General features: G+C 40.3%; 20 protein-coding genes. 14 read left to right on the top strand and 6 right to left on the bottom strand.

Going from position 1 to position 19,257, the window contains the following annotated elements; genetic code table 11:
• The first annotated feature begins 774 nt into the window (after positions 1–774).
• The 4 genes from Q1B03_RS04100 to Q1B03_RS04085 all read left to right on the top strand — a co-directional run bounded on the left by Q1B03_RS04100 (position 775) and on the right by Q1B03_RS04085 (position 4,464).
• Positions 775–1,917, top strand: a complete 1,143-nt coding sequence (locus Q1B03_RS04100) for an acyl-CoA dehydrogenase (RefSeq protein ID WP_299738470.1) — start codon at positions 775–777, stop codon at positions 1,915–1,917.
• 230 nt (positions 1,918–2,147) lie between these two features.
• A complete protein-coding gene (gene cccA / locus Q1B03_RS04095; RefSeq protein WP_044339623.1) occupies positions 2,148–2,522 on the top strand; it encodes a cytochrome c550 in 375 nt (124 codons plus the stop codon).
• Positions 2,523–2,638: 116 nt separating this feature from the next.
• A complete protein-coding gene (locus Q1B03_RS04090; protein ID WP_299739616.1) occupies positions 2,639–3,349 on the top strand; it encodes a tRNA (adenine(22)-N(1))-methyltransferase TrmK in 711 nt (236 codons plus the stop codon).
• The gene (locus Q1B03_RS04085; RefSeq protein ID WP_299738464.1) at positions 3,346–4,464 is read left to right on the top strand and encodes a Nif3-like dinuclear metal center hexameric protein; all 1,119 of its coding nucleotides are present in this window, start codon (positions 3,346–3,348) and stop codon (positions 4,462–4,464) included. Before Q1B03_RS04090 ends, Q1B03_RS04085 begins: the two co-directional genes overlap by 4 nt.
• 40 nt (positions 4,465–4,504) lie before the next feature.
• Here Q1B03_RS04085 and Q1B03_RS04080 read toward each other — a convergent pair whose 3' ends face one another.
• A complete protein-coding gene (locus Q1B03_RS04080) occupies positions 4,505–5,461 on the bottom strand; it encodes a 4-hydroxy-3-methylbut-2-enyl diphosphate reductase (RefSeq protein ID WP_299738462.1) in 957 nt (318 codons plus the stop codon).
• Positions 5,462–5,635: 174 nt separating this feature from the next.
• Positions 5,636–6,355 (bottom strand): VrrA/YqfQ family protein, encoded by a 720-nt coding sequence (gene vrrA, locus Q1B03_RS04075; protein WP_299738460.1) that lies wholly within the window; start codon positions 6,353–6,355, stop codon positions 5,636–5,638.
• Between the two features lie 311 nt (positions 6,356–6,666).
• Between vrrA and Q1B03_RS04070 the strand changes: the two genes are divergently transcribed.
• Positions 6,667–7,974, top strand: a complete 1,308-nt coding sequence (locus Q1B03_RS04070) for a DEAD/DEAH box helicase (protein WP_299738457.1) — start codon at positions 6,667–6,669, stop codon at positions 7,972–7,974.
• Positions 7,975–8,043: 69 nt separating this feature from the next.
• Positions 8,044–8,937, top strand: coding sequence for a deoxyribonuclease IV (locus tag Q1B03_RS04065; protein WP_299738455.1), 894 nt, complete (start codon positions 8,044–8,046; stop codon positions 8,935–8,937).
• A gap of 55 nt (positions 8,938–8,992) precedes the next feature.
• On the opposite strand, the gene Q1B03_RS04060 is transcribed toward Q1B03_RS04065, so the two are convergent.
• Positions 8,993–9,247 (bottom strand): DUF2624 domain-containing protein, encoded by a 255-nt coding sequence (locus tag Q1B03_RS04060; RefSeq protein WP_299738453.1) that lies wholly within the window; start codon positions 9,245–9,247, stop codon positions 8,993–8,995.
• 97 nt (positions 9,248–9,344) lie between these two features.
• Here Q1B03_RS04060 and Q1B03_RS04055 point away from each other — a divergent pair, with 97 nt between their 5' ends.
• From Q1B03_RS04055 to Q1B03_RS04035, 5 genes are all read left to right on the top strand, one after another.
• Entirely contained in the window at positions 9,345–10,226 is an 882-nt protein-coding gene (locus Q1B03_RS04055) for a YitT family protein (RefSeq protein ID WP_299738452.1), read from the top strand.
• 151 nt (positions 10,227–10,377) lie between these two features.
• Positions 10,378–11,160: a metal ABC transporter ATP-binding protein gene (locus Q1B03_RS04050; RefSeq protein ID WP_299738450.1), complete on the top strand. Its 783-nt coding sequence runs from the start codon at positions 10,378–10,380 to the stop codon at positions 11,158–11,160.
• A gap of 18 nt (positions 11,161–11,178) precedes the next feature.
• Positions 11,179–12,036, top strand: a complete 858-nt coding sequence (locus Q1B03_RS04045) for a metal ABC transporter permease (RefSeq protein WP_299738448.1) — start codon at positions 11,179–11,181, stop codon at positions 12,034–12,036.
• Positions 12,037–12,039: 3 nt separating this feature from the next.
• The gene (locus Q1B03_RS04040) at positions 12,040–12,456 is read left to right on the top strand and encodes a Fur family transcriptional regulator (RefSeq protein WP_299738446.1); all 417 of its coding nucleotides are present in this window, start codon (positions 12,040–12,042) and stop codon (positions 12,454–12,456) included.
• A gap of 107 nt (positions 12,457–12,563) precedes the next feature.
• Complete coding sequence (locus tag Q1B03_RS04035) at positions 12,564–12,923, top strand: DUF1499 domain-containing protein (protein WP_299738444.1); 360 nt, start codon at positions 12,564–12,566, stop codon at positions 12,921–12,923.
• A 31-nt stretch (positions 12,924–12,954) separates the two neighbouring features.
• Here the strand turns inward: Q1B03_RS04035 and Q1B03_RS04030 are convergent, their stop codons facing one another.
• Positions 12,955–13,524, bottom strand: a complete 570-nt coding sequence (locus Q1B03_RS04030; RefSeq protein WP_299738443.1) for a hypothetical protein — start codon at positions 13,522–13,524, stop codon at positions 12,955–12,957.
• A gap of 557 nt (positions 13,525–14,081) precedes the next feature.
• Here Q1B03_RS04030 and Q1B03_RS04025 point away from each other — a divergent pair.
• Positions 14,082–14,462, top strand: a complete 381-nt coding sequence (locus Q1B03_RS04025) for a DUF4190 domain-containing protein (RefSeq protein WP_299738441.1) — start codon at positions 14,082–14,084, stop codon at positions 14,460–14,462.
• A gap of 84 nt (positions 14,463–14,546) precedes the next feature.
• On the opposite strand, the gene ispG is transcribed toward Q1B03_RS04025, so the two are convergent.
• Together ispG and Q1B03_RS04015 are read right to left on the bottom strand one after the other, a co-directional pair.
• Positions 14,547–15,659: a flavodoxin-dependent (E)-4-hydroxy-3-methylbut-2-enyl-diphosphate synthase gene (gene ispG, locus Q1B03_RS04020; protein ID WP_299739614.1), complete on the bottom strand. Its 1,113-nt coding sequence runs from the start codon at positions 15,657–15,659 to the stop codon at positions 14,547–14,549.
• Between the two features lie 123 nt (positions 15,660–15,782).
• Entirely contained in the window at positions 15,783–16,148 is a 366-nt protein-coding gene (locus Q1B03_RS04015; RefSeq protein WP_299738439.1) for a hypothetical protein, read from the bottom strand.
• Between the two features lie 56 nt (positions 16,149–16,204).
• Between Q1B03_RS04015 and Q1B03_RS04010 the strand changes: the two genes are divergently transcribed.
• Positions 16,205–17,386: an MFS transporter gene (locus tag Q1B03_RS04010; protein ID WP_299738438.1), complete on the top strand. Its 1,182-nt coding sequence runs from the start codon at positions 16,205–16,207 to the stop codon at positions 17,384–17,386.
• Positions 17,387–17,466: 80 nt separating this feature from the next.
• Complete coding sequence (locus Q1B03_RS04005; RefSeq protein ID WP_299738437.1) at positions 17,467–19,206, top strand: methyl-accepting chemotaxis protein; 1,740 nt, start codon at positions 17,467–17,469, stop codon at positions 19,204–19,206.
• Positions 19,207–19,257 lie beyond the last annotated feature (51 nt).

The following is a 19,257-nucleotide window of genomic DNA, read 5'->3' as shown; positions in this document are numbered from 1 at the left end:
CGTAGAGGTGGTTTTTTTTTGCCCAAATTAAAGGGTTTTTTATCACCTTTGACGAATGTAGCTAAAGGATTCATCTGCTAAAGGTGTGGCAATTGTGAATACAGAAAGAGATGCAAGAAAAGAATTGATTGTAAATAAAATACAATTTCGGAAGCAAACCAACATGCTGCCAGAGCACTAATGTGATCATCTCCTTGCATTGTATACCGAAGGAAAAACACAATGATCAAAAGAATGCCCAAACGAGAAACTTATTTTCAACCTGTGCGATTTGATAATTTCATTATTTGTCATTTATTTTACTGAATTGTCAATCGTTTTGCAAACAACGATTTTGGCAAGTTTTGTCGGATTAATAGTAGGGATAGGAATTTATTATACTAAGAAACAATTGTCTCCTCTACTCTTGTATATGGCTACCACTTGTATACTTCTTCTCCCCTCCATAGAAATAACAGGAGAGTTATTCGCTGTGAGTTCTTTCGGAATGTACATAACCTTATTTTTGAACAGTTTCCTTTGGAAAAGTGCAGGTTGGAAATAGAGGCTGAGTTATTTTCGCTTTCAGGTTACGCAGTGGAACCCTACTAATTATTTATATATTACTATAACTTCTGAAAATTTAAAAGTTTTTTAAAGTTGAGAAAATTCACCATTCCCTTTTATAATAAGAATGAGAGCGCATTCATAGAGTGCAGTGATTATGTTTGAAAGCGCTATTATGGAAATGGAGTTAGGGCTTTCAGTCATCAAAGTTAGACAAGGGGGATAAGGATGAATTTTGACTTAACACAAGAACAAACAATGATTAAAAAGACAATCAGGGAATTTGCTGAAGAAGAAGTGGCACCTGGTGCGTTGGACCGGGACCGCACAAAGGAGTTTCCTAAAGAAATTTTCAAGAAGCTTTCTGATCTGGGTATGATGGGACTTCCGTTTCCCGAGGAATATGGGGGGGCAGGCGCCGATACGGTCAGTTTCGCAATTGTAACCGAAGAGCTAAGCCGGGCTTGTGCGTCGACAGGTATTACGTACTCTGCTCATATTTCTCTGGGGGGAGCCCCCATTAACCTATTTGGTTCTCATGAACAAAAGCAGGAATACTTAACGCCAATCTGTACAGGGGAATCATTTGGCGCTTTCGGCCTGACTGAACCTAATGCAGGTTCCGATGCAGGTGGAACCCAAACCACTGCAGAGGATAAAGGGGATAAATGGGTTATTAACGGTAATAAGTGTTATATTACCAATGCAAGCTACGCCAATCATCTCGCTTTAACAGCGATTACAGGTAGAAACAATGGAAATAAGGAAATAAGTGCGATTATCGTTCCGACTAAAGCAAAAGGATTTACGGTCATCGATAATTATGAAAAAATGGGGCTTCATTCATCAAACACGACTGAGTTGGTCCTTGAAGATGTAGAAGTCCCTAAAGAAAACCTGTTGGGGAATGAAGGAGAAGGATTCAAGCAGTTCCTTGTCACCCTGGATGGGGGCAGGATTGGAATCGGTGCTATGGCTGTCGGTGTGGCACAGGCTGCCTTTGATAAAGCCCTGCAGTACTCCAAGGAAAGAAAGCAATTTGGCAAAACCTTATCCCAATTTCAAGTCACTCAATTTAAGCTTGCTGACATGGCAATGAAGATTGAACTGGCAAGGAACATGGTTCATAAGGCAGCATGGTTGAAAGATCAGGGAAGACCATTTTCGAAAGAAGCCTCCATGTGTAAGCTGTATGCTTCAGAAATCAGTATGGAAGTAGCGGATGAAGCCATTCAGATTCATGGTGGATACGGATACATGAAAGAATATCATGTTGAAAGGTATCTACGGGATGCCAAGCTCCTTGAAATCGGGGAAGGGACCTCAGAAGTCCAGAGAATGGTCATTTCAAGGCTGATAGGATGTCAATAAGGTGAAAACACTATAACAGCAATCAGGAGCTCTATTGGTCCGCTCTGGGACAGTAGGGCTCTCCTTCTTTAAATGAAAACTTACCTTATTTAACATGAAATGTGTCTAATTTGTGAGAAAGATGGAAAAGTTAATTGATAGTACTTTTACTTTGTCGTTTTTTACAGTAAAATATAAAGTGTTGAAAAGAGCACTATTTTTGGATTTTGTACATAAAGGAGGTTAAAATCATGAATCGTAATCCAATCATTCCATTCGTACTTATCATGGCTCTTGGAATTGGTCTTGTTTTCTTCTTATCTTTAGAAGGCCTTAACAACGCTGATGAAAAAGCAAAAGAAGAAGGTCACGGGGAAATGGAAGGTAAAGAAGGGGAAGAGGCTTCCAGCGGGGAATTCGATCCTGAAGCAGCTTACAAAGATAACTGTTTATCTTGTCATGGTGGGAACTATGAAGGTGGAGCAGGTCCAGCCCTAAAGGGAACTGAACTTTCTAAAGATGAAATTAAAGAAACGATTAAAAATGGTAAAGGTATCATGCCAGCCGGTTTAATTGCTGAAGAAAATCTAGATGCGATGGCAGACTGGATCAAGTCACTTAAATAATCAATGATTGAAAAAGGTTCTTTGTCTTTTAGGCAAAGGGCTTTTTTTATAGAGAAAAGTTGGTTAAAATGATTAACGTACATGATGTATCCAATAAAAATGATAAAGGTGAACGAATGAATATTCAACAATTATCAAAACGACTAGAAACAGTTGTTTCATACATACCCAAGCAATCTAAAATCGCTGATATCGGTTCGGATCATGCATACTTACCGTGCTATGCCGTCAATAAAGGCATTGCGTCCTCTGCCATTGCAGGAGAAGTAGTGAAGGGTCCATATTTTTCTGCCAAGAAACAAGTGGAAGATGCCGAATTAACTCAAGAGGTCGAAGTAAGATTAGGGAATGGCCTGGAAGTGATTTCTCCAGGTGAAGTGGATTGTATTACGATCGCCGGAATGGGGGGCACATTGATTGCCTCTATCCTGGAGGCGGGTAAAGCAAAGCTGACCAATCAACCCAGGTTGGTCCTTCAGCCTAATGTGAGTGCAAGGTCCATCCGAACGTGGCTTATGGACAATGAATGGGACTTAATAGGGGAAGACATTCTTGTAGAAGATGATAAGGTATATGAAATTCTAGTGGCGGAGAAAGGGAATCCGAGACGCCACTACTCTGGCGAGCTTGAAAAAGAGTTGCTGCTCGGTCCATTTTTGATGAAGGAGCGTAATAATGCATTTTTGAAAAAATGGAATCAGGAACTTCATCAATGGAAGAATATATTGAATAACATGGAAAAAGCCGAAAAAACGGATGCGTTGGAAGAACGTAAACGGGAACTTATTCAAAAAATAAAAATGGTGGAGGAGGTTCTTATCCTATGAAGACCGTAAACGGCCATGAGATCATCCAGCTGTTTGAGCAATTTTCACCAAAATATTTAGCAGAAGAAGGGGATCCGATTGGTCTTCAAATTGGTAAGGTGAACGAAAAGGTTGAAAATGTGATGATCACCCTGGATGTATTGGAGAATGTGGTGGATGAAGCAATCAAAAACAACGTGAAATTAATCATTGCTCACCATCCACCGCTTTTTCGTCCACTAAAGTCCCTGCAAACGGACACGTATCAGGGACGGATGATCGAGAAGTTAATCAAGCATGATATTGCCGTGTATGCGGCTCATACGAATCTTGATGTGGCGACGGGGGGAGTGAATGACCTTCTGGCCGATATGCTGCATTTGCAGGATACGTCTGTACTCGTTCCTACTCACCATGAGGAGCTCCGTAAATTGGTCGTTTATGTGCCTAAAGAAAATGCAAAGGAACTTCGAACGGCCCTCGGTAATGCGGGAGCCGGGCACATCGGAAACTATTCACATTGCAGCTTTTCGACTGAAGGAAAGGGAAGATTCCTCCCTGAGGAAGGCACGAACCCTCATACCGGGAAGCAAGGCTCCCTTGAGGAAGTAGCTGAAGAGAAAGTGGAGACGGTTTATCCTGTTTCTTTAGAGAAAAAGGTGTTGAAAGCCATGTTTACCCACCATCCTTATGAAGAAGTTGCCTATGATATCTATTCCCTTAAAAACGGATCACCCGCTTTAGGCTTAGGTAGAATCGGACATTTACAAAATGAGATGAGTCTTAAGGAATTTGCTTTAGTTGTGAAAGAAACATTTGGTATGGACGGAATCAGAGTCATCGGTGATGGGGACGCGAAAGTGAAGAAAGTAGCGGTGCTTGGCGGAGATGGAAATAAGTTTATCGGAAAAGCGAAAAGACAGGGAGCGGATGTATTCGTTTCAGGAGATATTTATTACCATACCGCCCACGATGCCATGATGATGGGGCTGAATGTAGTTGATGCAGGTCATCACATCGAAAAGGTCATGAAGGATGGAGTGGCCAGTCATTTAGCGAAAAAATCCTCTGAAAAAGGATATATCGTCAATATATTCGCGTCAAAAGCTGAAACCAATCCATTTACGTATATGTAAAGATGAAAGGCCCCTTAGAAATCCTAAGGGGCCTTTCGCTTTATTTTGTTCCCAATTTCGCTTTTCGTACTTTAGGGAGAATTTTATTTAATGGAACATTTCGCTCTCTTGTCCAAGTGGATTCATCATTTGGATCAAATACTTCAAGGAATTTAATGACTTCTTTTACGATTGGAGTAGGAGTGGATGCCCCGGCTGTTACAGCAACGATGCCCGCATCTTTAATCCATTCGATATCCAATTCACTAATGTCGGAAATCCGATGTGCAGGAGTACCTGCGATATCTTTTGATACCTGAGCAAGGCGGTTGGAGTTATTACTCTTGGGATCTCCAACAACGATAAGGACATCTGCATCTCCAGCTTGTTCAGCGACTGCTTCTTGTCGAACCTGGGTAGCCAGGCAGATTTCTTTATGCAGTTCAACGTGAGGATACATTTCTTTCACTTTATCCATCGTATCCAATACATCCCATTGACTCATCGTCGTTTGATTGGTCACAATGATTTTTTCGTTTTCGATTGAAAGCTTCTCTACATCTTCTGCTGTTTCCACGAGATGCACGATCTCAGGTGCAACCCCGACAGCTCCTTCAGGTTCTGGATGTCCTTTTTTACCGATATAGATCACGTCGTAACCTTCGGCTTCTTTAGCGCGAATCAAATCATGTGTTTTCGTTACATCGGGACACGTTGCGTCCAGTGTGACAAGTCCTTTTTGTTTGGCTATTTCTTTCACTTCGGGAGAGACTCCATGAGCGGTGAAGATAACCGTTCCTTCATTGACTTGCTCGATGATTTCTTTTCTGTTGCTGCCATCCAGGGTAATGATCCCGTCTTCTTCGAATGCGTCAGTCACATGCTTGTTGTGAACAATCATGCCTAAAATATAAATTGGACGAGGAAGCGATTTGTCTAACGCGGCGTTTCTTGCAATGACCATTGCGTCTACTACACCGTAACAATAGCCTCTCGGAGTAATCTTAATAATTTCCATCTATGAATATCCTCCTACATGAGAAAAGGTTTTGTCTTCATTATAAAGGAGAACAGTCTTCCTGACAAAGAGAACGATAATAATGTGCACCTTTCCCTCTCAAAATGCCTTTGATTTGGCGTTAAATAGAAAAATCCCTAAACAGGTGATTCAGTACCTTTAGGGATCACGTTCTTAAATATACAATTTGGGTTTTGATCCTGATTTAAACTTTGATGGTGTCTGGTTATCTTCAAGATCTTCACTATCCTCTGAAATTTCTACGGGTTGTTTCTTCTTCTTTTTTTTCTTAACGGTGGATTCGACTTCTGGGATGTCGATATCCTCATTTTTGTCTTCATTATTTCCACCATCGGATACATCTTCTGCAGACATATCTTTGAATCCTCGATATAACTTCCATAGTGCAGGGATATTTTTCACCATAGGACCATATTGTTGGAACATCGGACCCAGCTGTTGAGCGGTCTGGAGCATTTGCTGTGTATTGGATAAAAATGAATTCACATTGCCTGGGTTTAAGAGGCTTTGTAGGATTCCGCCAGCTGCCTGTGGAGATCGGTCAAAGCCTGTTGTGTTGGCAGAAGAATCTCCTCTGGAAAATTGTTGTAATAATCCTCCGCCGGAATTCTGATGATCACCCTTTTTAAGAAGCTTAGATAATAGACCACCTTTTCCTGGCCCTCGGCTTCTTCCCCTCTGATTGAATCCCATATTGAGGCCCTGATTTTGACGTTGTCCTCCAAATTGAAACGGAGGTGGCTGCGTCTGCCCCATTCCAAAACTATTTCTTCCAGGCTGCTGCATTCCGAACCCATTGAATCCCCGCTGCTGTCTCATTCCGAAAGGATTTCGCAAATCCTGGCCCTGATTCCTCATTCTTCTAGGCGGCATAATGACAGCCTCCTTTCATTCGAATAAATTCCTCGTCAGTATAGAGTATGCAATAGGTGAAAAAAGGGTATTGATACACTATCATCTCAAATTAAAATAAGTATGAACTAGATGTTTTGCCAAAAAAATATTATAATGGTTAGATGTTCTTTAAATATGACGCTTGCTAACGTTAAGATAAAATCACTCGCGATGATAAAGTGATCCGTAAATTTTATATATATCTATGGTGATGATGTGTTCGACTTGGCCTTCATCCCGATAATAGCGTAAATAAAAGGATATTTTGAAAAAAGGAGATGTAAAGAAGAATGAAAAATAATTTATTTCTACAATTTGGATTCCAGTCCTTCATTAATGAAGCAGTAGAAGAACTGGGTTTCTACGAACCAACAGAAATTCAAAAGAAAATGATCCCCCTGATATTAAAAGGGCAAAGTGCGATTGGTCAATCTCAGACAGGAACGGGAAAAACACATTCATATCTATTGCCGATCATTGAGAAGGTGACTGCAGATTCTGAACAGGTACAAGCAGTGATCACTGCTCCAACCCGAGAACTGGCACAACAGATTTATCAAGAAGTATTGAAGATCACGAAAGATAGCAACATTGTTTCCCGTTGCTTTATTGGTGGAACGGACAAGCAGAGAACGATTGAGAAATTAAAAACCCAGCCTCATATTGTGGTTGGTACTCCGGGCCGAATCAATGATTTAGTGAAAGATCAAGCCTTATTTGTTCATACTGCCAGTATATTGGTGATTGATGAAGCGGATCTGATGCTTGATATGGGATTCATTGAAGATGTGGATCAGATTGCCGCTAAGATGCCTGAAAAATTACAAATGCTTGTATTCTCTGCGACGATTCCAGAGAAACTGAAACCATTCTTGAAAAAGTATATGGAAAATCCACAATATGCACATGTCGAGCCCGAGCAGCTATCGGCAAAGAATATCCAACATGTGATCGTCCCTCTTAAGAGTCGCGATAAAATTAACCTATTATACAATATTTTAGTGGAAATTAATCCATATTTAGGTATCGTTTTCACTAATACAAAACAAAAAGCAGATGAAGTGGCAGATGCTTTGATCGCTAAAGGATTAAAGGTTGGAAGGATTCACGGAGACCTTTCTCCACGTGAGCGTAAGAAAATGATGAAGCAAACGAGGAACCTGGATTATCAGTACATCGTAGCGACTGATTTAGCAGCAAGAGGGATCGACATTGAAGGTGTAAGTCATATCATTAACTTTGAACTGCCACAAGATCTTGATTTCTATGTTCACCGTTCCGGCCGTACAGCGCGTGCAGGTAATACAGGGATTGCCTATACCATTTATACACCTTCGGATGAAGATGCATTGAATCGTCTGGAGAAGCTCGGAATCAGCTTTGCTCATCAAGATATTAAGAAAGGGGAATGGTCTGAGCTACCACCCCTGAACAAACGTAAGAACCGTCAAAAAACGAATGTTGATGAGATTGATGAAAAAGCGAAATCAATGGTTCGAAAACCGAAAACAGTCAAGCCGGGCTATAAAAAGAAAATGAAATACAAAATGGATCAAATCAAGAAACGTGAGAGAAGAAAGAAAAACAGAAGCAAATAAGTGTTTTAACGTGATTCATTTGTACACATTCGATACAATATAGAGAGATTTTCTTAGGAGTTGAGAAGAATGGTTAAGATTGGATCCCATGTTTCAATGAGTGGTAAAAAAATGCTATTAGCCTCCAGTGAAGAAGCCGTTTCTTATGGAGCGAATACTTTTATGATTTATACAGGTGCCCCTCAAAATACGAGAAGAAAAAAAATCGAAGACTTAAATATTGAAGCGGGAATCGCTCACATGAAAGAAAATGGGATAGAGGACATCGTTGTTCATGCTCCCTATATCATCAACATAGGAAATACGACGAACCCTGCTACATTTGAATTAGGTGTCAATTTCCTCCGTTCTGAAATCGAGCGCACAGAAGCTCTGGGAGCGGGGCAGATTGTGCTTCACCCCGGTGCTCACGTAGGTGCAGGAGCAGATAAGGGAATCGATAAGATCATAGAAGGTCTGAATGAAGTGTTAACAAAAGACCATAAAGTGCAAATTGCTTTGGAAACAATGGCAGGGAAGGGTTCTGAATGTGGAAGATCGTTTGAGGAATTAGCTCAAATCATCAATGGAGTAGAACTGAATGACCGCCTTTCTGTTTGCTTCGATACTTGTCACACCCATGATGCAGGATATAATATTGTGGAAGATTTCGATGGAGTCTTGGAAGAATTCGATAAGATTGTCGGGATTGATCGCTTAAAGGTTCTGCACATTAATGATAGTAAGAATGAACGTGGAGCCAGTAAAGATCGCCATGAAAATCTAGGATTCGGACATATTGGATTTAAAGCACTGAACTATATCGTTCATCATCCACAGCTGAAAGAAATACCTAAGATTCTGGAAACACCGTATGTAGGAGAAGATAAAAAAAATAAAAAACCTCCTTACAAGTTCGAAATTGATATGCTTCGTAATCAAACATTCGAAGAAGATGTATTAACGAAGATACTGAATCAATAAAAAAGGCAATAGAGGAGGTCATCTCTCATCAATAGGGACGCCTCCTCTTCTTTTACTATCTGATGAGCTGCAAAAAGAGTTGGTTGATTTCCTTCGCCTTAGTGGGACCTATGATCCTGGCCAAGTCCTTCACCAATTTACTGCGTTTCTTGTCATCAAAAATATTGATGTTCTTTCCTTTAACACTTGCGACGATGCTTGTTGCCTCTTGGGACGTCAATGAAATGTTATATTGTTTGGCGTACTTTAATAATTCTTCATTTGTAATGTTGTTGATTTTGTGATTAATCACATTTTGTAATAGCTTCATGTTTATCACTCCTCAACAGATACATATGTAACTCTTGATCAGAAAGTGACATTTTTATAAGAAAATAAAGTGAAAGGAAAGGAATTGACGATGACCGATGACCCAAAGAGTACATAAAAAAGAAAGTCCCCTTCATTTTATTTACCGATTGATTTTTATTACGATTGGAGCAGCCTTGGCTGCTATATCCATTGAGTTATTCCTTGTTCCAAATAATATCATCGATGGTGGGATTATTGGTGTTTCGCTGATATTGGATTATTTAGTTTCAGACACCATTCCATTTGTAAACTTTGCAACCCTGCTCGTTTTCCTCAATCTCCCTTTCATGTATTACGGGTATAAACATATCGGGAAAACCTTTGTCGTTTCATCTCTGTTTGCCATTATCGCACTGGCAGGTATCGAAAGCCTTTTACACCATATTGACCCGTTTGTAACAGAGAAAGTGTTAGCCACTGTTTTCGGTGGATTGACCCTTGGAGTGGGGGTTGGCCTTGTGATACGTCATGGTGGATCTCTGGATGGAACTGAAATCCTTGGTATCCTTTTAACGAAGAAGCTTCCGTTTTCAGTGGGGGAGTTTGTTATGTTCATCAATATTTTCATTTTCGCCTGGGCAGCATTTGTCTTCGGACTAGAAGAAGCGATGTATTCCGTTATGACCTACTATATTGCCTTTAAGACGATTGATACGGTGATTCAGGGAATGGATGAAACGAAGGCCGTTATCATTGTTTCTGACCATTACCTGGATGTATCCGACGCAATATTAAAGAGACTGGGCAGGGGAACAACGATGTTAAAGGGTCGTGGAGGATACACAGATAATGATAAAGAGGTCATTTATGTCGTGGTCACCAGACTTGAAGTAACAAAGTTGAAATCCATCGTTTCCGATGTAGATCCCAATGCCTTCATAACGATTATGAGTACACAGGAAACAAAGGGTGCACGATTTAAGTCTGCCATACATTAATGCAGCATTGGAGTAAAGGACTGCTCACTCAAATTGAGCAGTCCTTTTAATTTGGTATCAAGGCATGAACATTTACAATTGTGCACCCATCATGTATACTACCCTATGTACTTTTAAATCGTAATGATTCTTATAAAGAGAGATGATAAAAATGGATACTACAAATCCTATCATTAAAATAGAAGATGTAAATTTCAGGTATGAGCGGGAAAGAGTGCTCGAAGATATTAACCTAACCATTCCCAGAGGGGCATTCCTTGGAATCGTCGGACCTAATGGTTCAGGTAAATCGACCTTACTAAAGCTTGTTCTGGGCCTGTTACGAGTGAAACAAGGGAATATTGAGTTATTTGGAGTCCCCCAGCAAAAGTTCAAACAATGGGACCGCATAGGATTTGTATCCCAGAAGGCCAATAGCTTCAATACAGGTTTTCCAGCCACGGTTTATGAGGTGGTGGCGAGCGGATTAGCGAAAAAAGCAGGTTTGTTCAAGAGGATTTCATCTAAATACAAACAAGATGTGTATGGAGCCATTGAATCGGTTGGGATGAGTCCATTCGCTAAACGTAATATTGGGGAATTATCAGGAGGACAACAGCAAAGGGTGTTCATTGCCCGGGCGCTCGTAAGCCAGCCTGATATATTGATTCTTGATGAACCGACAGTGGGAGTGGACAGTCAAAACGTCCAAAACTTCTATGATATGTTAGAAACGTTAAATAAAGATTTAGGTATTACACTCGTTCTTGTCACTCATGACATAGGATCGATTTCGAATAAAGTGACCCATGTCGCTTGTCTAAATAAACATTTACATTTCCATGGCAAAACAGAAGAGTTTGAAAAGCTAAAAGAAAATCAGCTTTCCTCTTTTTATGGTCATGATGTACATTTTTTAAATCATGAGCATGAACATGAACATCATCATTCATGATCGATTGGAGGGAAGACAATGCTTCAAGCTATTTTTCAATATGAATTTTTACAAAATGCATTTCTTACGGGGATCCTTATTGGAATCATCGCCCCCTTATTAGGAGCATTCATCGTCGTAAGGAGGCTATCTTTAATTGCGGATGCCTTGAGTCACGTCACTCTGTCAGGTATTGCAGCGAGCCTGTATTTAAGTAAAACGATACCTGCTTTTTCGGGTTTGAATCCCCTGTATTTTGGAATGGTATTCTCAGTCATGGGCTCCTTGTTTATTGAACGTTTACGTATGTTATATAAGCATTATCAGGAGCTTGCGATTCCGATCATCCTATCTGGAGGAATCGGGATAGGGGTCATTTTCATTTCACTCGCAGACGGTTTTAATACAGATTTATTTAGTTATTTGTTTGGAAGTGTCAGCGCAGTCAGCAGAGGAGACTTGTATTTGATTGGAGGGATCAGCGTTCTTGTCATTGGCGTGATCTTTCTGCTATATAAAGAATTGTTTCTTCTATCCTTTGATGAAGATCATGCAAAGGCGTCAGGAATCCCAGCTAAGGCGATCCACTTTATCTTTATGGTCATGGTGGCACTTGTGATTGCCGCTTCTATGCGCATCGTAGGGATCCTGCTGGTTTCGTCTCTTATGACATTACCGGTTGCAGCAAGTATCAGGATTGCCAATGGATTTAAGCAAACGATCGGGTTTTCACTGTTATTTGGTGAAATTTCTGTTATTGTTGGATTAATCAGTGCCTTCTATTTGAATCTTGCACCAGGTGGTACGATTGTCATGACGGCGATTTTAATCCTTCTCATTACAATTGTGATTAAGAAAATAAGAACGTCGAGTCATTCTTCTAAAGTTGAGGTGTAGAAATTGAATGTAACGGAAGCAATGGACCTGTTAAAATCAAAAGGATATAAGCATACAGGAAAACGGGAGCAATTACTTGAACTGTTTTCCAGCTCTAATAAATATTTGACGGCCAGGGATGTTTTGGAAAATATGAAAGCTGATTATCCGGGGCTCAGTTTTGATACAATCTACCGTAATTTGAGCTTGTTTGTTGAACTTGAGATCTTGGAAGAGACTGAACTCTCAGGTGAAAGACATTTTCGGTTTACATGTGAAAGCCATCACCATCACCATCATTTCATTTGTATGGATTGTGGAAAAACGAAAGAAATTCATACATGTCCCATGGAAGCATTAAAAGAAAATTTATCGGATACAGGGTATGATATATCCGGTCATAAATTCGAAATATATGGTAAATGTCCTCAATGTCAGTAGAGAGATCCTTTTAGGGTCTCTTTTTCTTTAAAATGTTCATAGTTTAAGTGAAGGTAAAAGAGGGAAAAAATGCATTTATACGGAAGAAATTGAGAGGAGATGCAGCCATGGAACCAGTGCCTTTTACTCACTGCCCAACGAATAAAAAAAACTGTGTGAGCACAATTGATCTCACATCATATCATCGAATAGCACCACTTCCCATAAATGGAAGCGTAAAGGATACGAAGGCGAAAATCCACAGCACCCTGGGGAAGTTCGATCATGTAGAGATCAAGGAAGAGAAATCACATTATGTACAAGCGGTTTTTACTTCAAAGTGGTTGAAATTCAAGGATGACCTGGAACTTTATATTGATGAAAACACGAATCTTCTACATATTAAGTCAGGTTCCCGTTTTGGCTATTATGATTTCAAAGTGAACAGAAAGCGCGTGGAACGCTTTAAATCCTTATTTAATGTGTAATAGAAAAAGCCTCTTATGTCAGAGGCTTTTTCTACGATTGATTTTGAAGCCAGCCTTGAACCCAGGTGTTTGCTTCATGCCAGTCATTTACGCGAATGACTCCATCAGGGATCGGCTTTTGATTGTAAGGTGTGTTGAATAACAGAACAGGGATTGACAATTCTTCAGAAATCGAAACGGCATTATCATGTTTATCTTCAAAGAAAATATCGACTTCATGTTTTTTCGCTGTTGAAATTTTATCATGGGAGCCAATTAATTCGATGTGATGGTACATTAAATCTTGTGAACTAAACCATTCTTTCGTTAATTGAATTAGGTCTGATCTTCTTGCGCTTATAAAATAAAGTTCATGTTTTTCTTTCCATTGATCCAATATTTTTTTTGCACCGGGAGCAAGGGGAGATTCTTTGTAGATGACAGGTTCTGCTTCCTTAAACCATTTTCCAAAGGTTTGAGGAGAAATATCCAGAACTTCTGTCAATTCGTATTGGGTGATGTCTTGTAAGGTTAAATTTAATTTAAAATATTCATTTATGTGAGGCAGTAAGGATTCAGGTGATGTAACTGTCCCATCAATATCGATTCCAAAACGTTTCATTCTTCATCATGCTCCTCTTTATAAAAACTCCTTCAAGTTTATCACATTTCTGACCAGTAGATAAACGATGTTTTCAAAAGGTTCTTTTCTTAAAGTCTGTTGCTGTCTTAAAGAAGAAAGTAGTAGTTGATTTCCGCTCCAGGTGCTCGCTTTCCGCGGGGCGTGAGTTGAGCCTCCTCGGGCTTTCGCCCTGCGGGGTCTCAACATTCCCGCTATTCCCGCAGGAGTCGAGCACCTTACACTCCAATCAACTATTTGAGCATGTATCCTTGAAAAATAAATAACATCAAAAATTAGCAAATAACCTCATTTATGGTGAGTAGTGATTGAAATTATTTTTAATAGAGGAGAATTATGTTCCATACGATGATTGACAGAGCTCAGGCAGACCATATGAAGAAACAATAAAATTTATGCAGAAAGAACCCTTTCAAAAGTTATGAATGCTTACAAAAATGAAAGTAAGCTAACAAAAATGACAAACATTAGCATAGTAAAAAAAGCGGAGTGACACACAATAAGAAGGCTCCCAAACACAGAAAGTGAGGGATTGCTGTATGAGTGATGAACGACGCGAATTAAACAGCGTTGATCGAAATCTACAAGATATCGACGTGTATTACGACAATCCGGAAACAGATGTGAGTAAAGAATACCGTGAAGAGACAGCAGCAGAAATTGCTGCTCCAATGAGTGTAAGCCGCGACTTTGAAGAGGATACCGCCGAAGATACGACAACATCAGGTCGTGTATTGGGTTACTCTGCACTTGCCCTATCCATTCTTTCCTTATTCATTCTCCCTGTAATCATGGGGGCTGCTGGGATTGTACTTGGATTTGTGGCAAGAAGAAGAGGAGCAGAAATGCTCGGTGCCTGGGCCATCGGAATTGGGGCCGTATCGATAATTATCGGATTATTTGTACTGCCGTTCTTTTAAAAATAACACTTTTTCTTGAAATTGGGAGCGTTTCAAGAAATGAAAAAAGAGGACTGATCAAAGGTCAGTCCTCTTTACATGCATTTAAACTTCTTGTTCTTCTTGTTCTTTCTTTTCTGCTTCTTGCTGTGCAAAATATTCTTCTGCGATTTTGTCGATTTCCTTCTTTAATTCCTCAACCATTGTCTCTTCAGGAACTTTACGGACGGTCTTTCCTTTTCGGAATAGTAGTCCTTCCCCACGAGCCCCGGCAATACCGATATCGGCTTCTCTGGCTTCGCCCGGTCCATTTACTGCACATCCAAGGACAGCCACTTTAATCGGTGCTTTAATGGTGGAGATGTACTCCTCCACTTCATTGGCGATTGAAATTAAGTCGATTTCGATACGGCCGCATGTCGGACACGAAATTAAGGTAGCAGCATTTGATGCTAATCCAAACGACTTTAAAAGTTCTCTGGCTACTTTAACTTCTTCCACTGGGTCAGCACTTAAGGAAATACGCAGTGTATTACCAATGCCAAGGCTAAGGATCGCACCAAGACCTGCTGCACTCTTCACCGTTCCAGCAAACAATGTGCCTGATTCAGTGATTCCGAGGTGAAGTGGGTAGTCAAAAGCTTTAGCTGCTTTCGTGTAGGCTTCGATGGCTAAATTCACATCAGATGCTTTCATGGACACGATAATGTCGTGAAAATCCAGGTCTTCCAGGATCTTGATGTGATGAAGGGCACTTTCTACCATACCATCAGCCGTTGGGTATCCGTACTTTTCAAGGATTTTTCTTTCCAAGCTTCCGGCATTTACCCCGATACGAATCGGAATCCCTTTTTCTTTCGCTGCTTTGACAACTGCCTCCACTTTTTCACGGCGACCGATATTCCCTGGATTGATTCGGATTTTATCGGCTCCGCCTTCAATGGCCTTTAAGGCTAGTTTATAGTCAAAATGTATATCGACAACAAGTGGAATGTTGATTTGCTTCTTAATATCAGCTATTGCGTCTGCTGCACGTTCATCTGGACAAGCTACGCGGACAACCTGACAACCTGCTTCTTCGAGACGGTGAATCTCTTTTACCGTTGCTTCAACATCATGTGTCTTTGTAGTGGTCATACTTTGGATAACAAGTTCATTGTTACCGCCAATAGTTAAATCTCCGACTTTGACCGGACGTGTTTTTGAACGATGTATAATTTCACTCAAGTGTAATTCGCTCCTTTAGAAAGGTTCTCAAAGTTTCATTATAAGTAATACGAAGCTATTGTAACAGTGTTTTGTGTGAAATGACAAGAAATAGGTGTTTTTTGAATGCTTGGATTATTGATAATTCGGGATCTTATAGGTTTTCCCGATTTGGATCTTTGCAGGCGGCACATCATTTAATTCTTCGAAATCGGTAATCACACGTTCAATGGAAACAGGCATAGAACCATCAAGAAGGTCTTCTACTAGACTTAAGACTGTGTCACCGGGCTTGACTTCCATTTCAACATACGAAATGGAAGAGGGATCTTCTTCAGAAGGAGATTCCAGAGGAGCGGGGGAAGACGTTTGATTCACTTGTGGCTGGGCAGTTGCAACTGTGGCTTCATTATAGAGGAGCCTTAAGGTTCCCTTATTTAAATCATAATAAACGCTATAAAGAAGAATGATAATACCAAAGAATATAGCCATTCGTTTCATACATACCTTCCTCCCATATTGTTAGAGTGAATCGAATAATGAAGGGGTGACGCGTCATGACAAATAAGGTTCTCCAACTGGTAATCGGGCTACTTCCCATATTAATGGTACTTGGTAATTCCATGCTTATTCCCATTCTTCCAAGTATTGAAGCGGATTTACATTTAAACAGCAGCTGGTCTGGTTTTATCCTAAGTTCATTCACCATCCCTGCTGCACTGGTGATTCCTTTCGTTGGAATGTTGTCTGATCGTTATGGAAGAAAACGATTAATCATCGTTTCATTATGGATAATGATTCTGGGAAGTGTGCTTTGTGTTGTAAGCGGAGAAGTAAATGGAAACGTCAGGCTTTTCATGATTGGCCGAGGATTACAAGGTGTGGGGGCGGCTGGGACTACACCTCTGGCCATGGCATTGATCGGTGACATCTTCCAGGGGCAGGAACGCTCGAGGATGTTAGGCTCGTTAGAAGTGTTTAATGGGATAGGAAAGGTAGTCGCACCCATCACCGGAGCCACACTGGCTATCCTTGTCCATTGGAATCATTCATTTTGGGTATTTCCTTTATTGTGCGTAGTGATATTAATCGGACTTAGGGAAACGATTGAAACGAGGCACCATAACCCAAATAAAAAAGCCCATTACTCCATCTTTATAACAAAATGGCGCCTGTTATTCCCTCTTTATACAATGGGAGGAATAGGCTTATTTTTATTATTCGGCATTCTCTTCTTTCTTTCCTACCATATTGAAAATACTTTTCATATTGATGGTTTTTTTAAAGGGTTTACGTTCATCTTTCCTCTTGGTGCGATGACCATTAGCTCTTACTGGTGTGGGGGGAGGCTAAAGACGGATGAGGAACTGGGATGGACGTATATGAAATGTGGACTATTAATGATGTCAGTCCCATTAGGCTTTCTGATCTTTTTTTCATCATTGGGGTTTTTAATGTTCTTTATTACGGTAAGCTTTGGTGGATTAGGCTTGATGCTGCCTGTCATTAATGCCTTTATTACGGGGAGTGTATCGGAACACGAAAGGGGACTTATTGTCAGTATTTATGGAGCTGTGAGGTTCGGTGGGGTTGCACTCGGACCCATTGCTTACAGTTTTTGGAAAGACAATATGGTGGAGATGTATTCGATCACCTTCGCTTTTTCACTAATCAACTTATTGTTATTTATGTTTCTCGCCAAGCGCAGAAAAGGGGTCTATAGTCCTGAAATTCAATAAACCTTTACGACACCTTTACAGTTCCTTCATCTTTCTTTGAGAAAATGAAAGATGGAATGATTAGGGAAGGGTGTATAATTTTGTCGAAAATAATAAACTTCTTAAGGAAATGGCCACAACAGATAAAAATGGTTCCAAATGAGAAAAGGGTACTTCCGTTTTTCAAGATCTTAACCTTAAAGAAACGATTATTCATAGTCATTTTTCTGCTGGTTACCATTACTGGCTCAACAATTGGATGTATATCTTATTTAAAGTCCAAACAGGCTACCATTCATCTGATGGAACAGCGCTTGGATCGTGAAGTGACCTCGATGAGTGAAATTGCACAAAGCTTGATGCTCATTTATATCGGTGAACAGGAACAGTTTGAAAAAAAGCTGAATGATGTAATCAAAAAACAGGATACGGCATTGACCCAGGATAATATAGAAGCACAATTCTATTTTATTAAAGATTCTAAAGCTGTACCCTCTTCAGTTAGTAAAGGTTCTGAATTACAATTTGGGAAACCTCTTATAGATGAAATCGAAGAACTTGAAAAAGGGACCATCGAAACAACCATCAAAGGGGAAACCTATACGGTGGCTTTCCATTCAATTCAAGAGTTGCAAGGAGAGTATGTGATCGTTGTCCCTCAGGAAGAGTATATGCAAGACATTCGGTCAATGGCTGCCTATACACTGGGTATGATTGGGCTTAGCGCTGGGATTGCCTTTATCATTGTCTTGTTATTTGTGAACCGGTTGACTCCCCCGATCGCTCAATTGCGCGAATCGATGAAGAAAATAAGAGATGGTGATCTGGCTGCCAACATCCCAGTCGAAACGACGATGCCGGAAATCGTTTCCCTTCAGAAAAGTTTTGATTCGATGGTAGTGAAAATGAAAGACTTAATACATAATATTCATCAAACAACAGACAGTTTAGCTTCTACAGGGATGCAGCTTCAATCCTCTTCATCTGAACTATTGAAAGAAAATGAGTATATGGTAGAAACGGTACGAATGGTGAAAGCGGGAGCAGAAGAAACGGCAGGTACTTCCGAAGTAAGTGTCAACCACTTCCTAGAAATGAATGTGACTGTAAAATCCATATTTGTGAAAATGAATACCGTCTTTGAAAAAACAAAGGATATGAATGAATCTGCGGGTGAAGGGGAGTACAAAGTTGATAAAATGGTTGGGGGGTTGAACAGGGTATCCGGGGACTTCAAGCAAATGAATAAGATCATTCAAGAAGTCCATGAACAATCATCCTCCATCGTCACCGTGATTTCATTGATTCATCAAATTGCCGAACAAACGAAACTCCTTGCCCTCAATGCCACGATTGAAGCCGCAAGGGCGGGTGAATCCGGTCGTGGGTTTGCGGTGGTGGCAAATGAAGTCAAGAAGCTTGCGGAGCAATCATCAGATGCTACTAAGAATATTAGTGAAACCATTCTTACGATGGAGTCAATCACATTAAATGCTACAAGGCAATTCGATCAATTTTTCAAAGAATTTCAGTACTACGTATCAGAAGCTACTGAAACACGGGAATCGTTTGATTTGTTGAAAAATGAAATAGATGGTGTCAGCATGGATCTGCAAAATATGAAAGAAGATTTGAACTATCTAAAAATATCTCTCCCTAAGGTGGAAGCTTCGACTGAGGCGTTTTCTTCCGTTTCACAAGAAACGTTAGCAGGAACTGAGCAGATGCTTGCTGCCTTTGAAGAGCAGCACGAAAAGGTTAGAAATACCCATGAAGTAGGAGAAAAGCTATTGAGTGCATCCAACCAACTAAAGGAATTAAGCAGGCAATTCAAGTTATAAGGATGGAGCTGAATGTTTCCTATAAAAATGATATAAAAGGAAAATCCCTGT

This window comes from uncultured Rossellomorea sp. (genome assembly GCF_947488365.1).
Taxonomy (GTDB): domain Bacteria; phylum Bacillota; class Bacilli; order Bacillales; family Bacillaceae_B; genus Rossellomorea.
This window is presented reverse-complemented; position numbering and strand designations above follow the sequence as displayed.